Consider the following 3,531-nt stretch of genomic DNA (forward strand, 5'->3'; position numbering starts at 1 on the left):
GGGGAAATGGCATGAGCGGGCGGGTTTGTGGTCGAAAAACGGTGGTTTGAGAGGCTAATTTTATAAAATAGCGGACTTTCCGGATTTTGACCCCATTTCGGCGCAGAATCGGGCCGGGGAAATGGCATGAGCGGGCGGGTTTGTGGTCGAAAAACGGTGGGTTGAGAGGCTAATTTGATAAAATAGCGGACTTGCCGGATTTTGCCCCCATTTCGGCGCAGAATCGGGCCACCGCTTTCTATTTTACCGCCTCCGCTGCGAAATACACCATGAGCCAACCTTCGAATGTTTCCCTGTCCTACCGTGACGCGGGTGTCGATATCGACGCCGGCGATGCCTTAGTTGAAGCGATCAAGCCGTTCGCCAAGCGCAYCATGCGCGAAGGCGTGATGGGCGGCATCGGCGGCTTCGGCGCGCTGTTCGAGATCAGCAAGAAGTACAAGGAGCCAGTGCTGGTGTCCGGTACCGACGGCGTGGGTACCAAGCTGAAACTGGCTTTCGAGCTGAACCGTCATGACACCGTGGGCATCGACCTGGTTGCCATGAGCGTGAACGACATCCTGGTGCAGGGCGCCGAGCCGCTGTTCTTCCTGGACTACTTCGCCTGCGGCAAGCTGGACGTGCCGACCGCGACCGACGTGATCAAAGGCATCGCCAAGGGCTGCGAAATTTCCGGCTGCGCGCTGATCGGCGGCGAAACCGCTGAAATGCCTTCCATGTACCCAGCCGGCGAATACGACCTGGCCGGCTTCGCGGTGGGCGCAGTGGAAAAGTCCAAGCTGATCGACGGCACCAAGATTATTCCTGGCGACGTGGTGCTGGGTCTGGCTTCGTCCGGCGCGCACTCCAACGGCTACTCCCTGGTACGCAAGATCATCGAAGTGGCGAAGCCGGATCTGAACGCCGACTTCCACGGCCGCAAACTGGCGGACGTGATCATGGAACCGACCCGCATCTACGTGAAGCCCCTGCTGGCGCTGATGGAAGCGATGGAAGTGAAGGGCCTGGTGCACATCACCGGCGGCGGCCTGGTCGAGAATATCCCTCGCGTGCTGGGCGAGCACCTGACCGCAGAACTGGATGGTTCGTCGTGGACCATGCCTCCGCTGTTCCAGTGGCTGCAACAGCACGGCGGCGTGGCCGACGCTGAAATGCACCGCGTGTTCAACTGCGGCATCGGCATGACCGTGATCGTCTCCGCCGAAAACGCCGACGCAGCCGAAGCCCAGCTGAAGGCCGCCGGCGAAACCGTCTACCGCATCGGCAAAATCCGCGCCCGCGCGGAAGGCGAACACCAGACGATCGTCAAGTAATTAAAACCGACGGCGTGAACCTAGTGGCTGCCACATCGTGGCAGCCACTTGCTTTTAGTCCCGGGTTTTAATGAGGTCAGCGGCGCATCAGCGCTTGAGGATCTTCGGTACGGCAGGGGAGCGCAGGCGGTGCGCGTCCGGCAGGCCGGAGCCGAGCAGGGGGCGCAGGTAGTTGATGAAGGCGTCGGTGACGTTGGTGCCGCTGGCGGATATGAAGGCGTCTTCCATCGTACGCGTTTTGCCGGCCACGGTTTCCAGCGGCAGCAGCTCATATTGCACCGCGTAGTCGCCGCTGCGGCGGATCGCCACGGAACCATCGCGGTCGCCCCACATCGCAAACTGCACGGCCTTCTCGCCGACTTCGCGCGCCTCGCGCTGGTCCACGTCCGAAACGCAGCCGAGGAAGGAGCGCTGCAGATAGCCGAAGGTGTCGCCGCGCACGCGCTTGATGCCGAGCTTCTCCTTGATTTCATCGCACAGCAAATCGGCCAGCGCGCCGGTGCCGGACAGCTGCACATTGCCATGCGCATCGCGCTCGACCTCTTTCGCCAGCAGCGAGGCAATCGCTTCGCCGGACGCATCGTGAATGCCTTCCGACACCGCAATCACGCAGCGGCCATGTCTGGCGTAAGTCTCCTTCACATCAGCCAGAAACTGCTCCAGCGAGAACACGCGTTCCGGCAGGTAGATCAGGTGCGGTCCGTCGTCGGGGAATTTACGTCCGAGCGCCGAAGCCGCGGTGAGGAAGCCGGCGTGGCGGCCCATCACCACGCCCACGTACACACCAGGCAGCGACGCGTTGTCCAGGTTCGCGCCCGCAAAGGCCTGCGCCACAAAGCGCGCGGCCGACGGGAAACCCGGCGTATGGTCATTGCCCACCAAATCGTTGTCGATGGTTTTCGGAATATGCACGGCACGCAGCGGATAGCCTTCGGCGCGCGCCTGTTCACTGACGATGCGTACCGTGTCCGACGAATCGTTACCGCCGATGTAGAAGAAGTGGCCAATGTCGTGCGCCTTCAGCACCTTGAAGATATCTTCGCAATACTTCAGGTCCGGCTTGTCGCGCGTGGAACCGAGTGCGGAGGAGGGCGTGRCTGCAACCAGCTCCAGGTTATGGCTGGTCTCCTGCGTCAGATCCAGGAAGTCTTCGTTGACGATGCCGCGCACGCCATGCAGCGCGCCGTACACCTTCGTCACTTCGCGGAAGCGCCGCGCCTCCAGTACCACACCTACCAGCGACTGGTTGATGACGGCGGTAGGACCGCCTCCCTGTGCGACCAGAATTTTGCCCGACGACATGCGCAGCCTCCCGAGGAAATTGGATGACGAGCCGCCAGCTTACTCCGTTTTCGCGCCAGGACCGATATTCTTGTCGAGGAATTTCTCCACGCGGGTCCAGAAGTCGTAGCGGTTTTCCGGCAGCAGCCAGCCATGGCCCTCGCCCGAATACTCGATATATTCCACATCGGCTTTGTTGGCCTGCAAAGCTGAACGCAGTTTGCTGTAGTGCGTGAATGGCACGCGGTGATCGTCCGTGCCATGGGCCAGTAGCAGCGGACGCTTGATGCGGGCGGCCTGCTTCAGCGGCGAAGTGGCGATGAACTGCTCGGTATCCTTGTTCACATCGCCGATCAGGTGAGGCGCGCCGTATTGTTTGTAGTCGTCGCCCATATCGGACAGCACCATATCGCCGCTGTCGAACATCAGAGGAATATCGGTGACGGCGGCGAAGGCAACGCCGCAGCGGTACAGATCCGGATCTTTGATTAGGCCCATCAGCGTCGCATACCCGCCATAGCTGCCGCCCAGGATGCAGACCCGCTTCGGATCGGCAATACCCTGCGCCACGGCCCATTTGACCGCGTCGGCGATATCGTCCTGCATGGCAAGACCCCATTGCTTGCGGCCCGCGGAGAACAGCTGGAAGCCATAGCCGGTACTGCCGCGGAACTCGGGCTGGATGACGGCATAGCCGCGCGAGGCGAGGAACTGGCTGTCTTCATCCCAGGTCCAGTCGGTGCCGCGCACATAAGGACCGCCATGCACGATCACCACCATCGGCAGCTTCTTGCCGCCACCTTTCGGCATCGTGACCCAGGCCGGAATGGCCAGACCGTCACGCGCCTTGAACTTGACCAGATCCATCTGACCCATGTCCGCAGCATGGATGCCTGGATGCCGGCTGCCCAGCACGACCAGCTTGTGCGTCTCGGTG

General features: G+C 61.6%; 3 protein-coding genes. 1 reads left to right on the plus strand and 2 read right to left on the minus strand.

What is annotated here, in order from left to right; all coding sequences use genetic code 11:
• Nucleotides 1-269: 269 nt before the first annotated feature.
• Nucleotides 270-1,313, plus strand: a complete 1,044-nt coding sequence (gene purM / locus AB4Z11_RS26725) for a phosphoribosylformylglycinamidine cyclo-ligase (protein ID WP_442028873.1) — start codon at nucleotides 270-272, stop codon at nucleotides 1,311-1,313.
• An 87-nt stretch (nucleotides 1,314-1,400) separates the two neighbouring features.
• Here the strand turns inward: purM and AB4Z11_RS26730 are convergent, their stop codons facing one another.
• Nucleotides 1,401-2,615, minus strand: a complete 1,215-nt coding sequence (locus AB4Z11_RS26730; protein WP_442028874.1) for a 6-phosphofructokinase — start codon at nucleotides 2,613-2,615, stop codon at nucleotides 1,401-1,403.
• Between the two features lie 39 nt (nucleotides 2,616-2,654).
• Nucleotides 2,655-3,531 (minus strand): alpha/beta hydrolase family protein (locus tag AB4Z11_RS26735; RefSeq protein ID WP_442028875.1); only part of this gene is annotated, 877 nt, incomplete at its 5' end.

The sequence above is a fragment of the Pseudoduganella sp. RAF53_2 genome, from assembly GCF_052113985.1.
Lineage (GTDB): Bacteria > Pseudomonadota > Gammaproteobacteria > Burkholderiales > Burkholderiaceae_D > Rugamonas.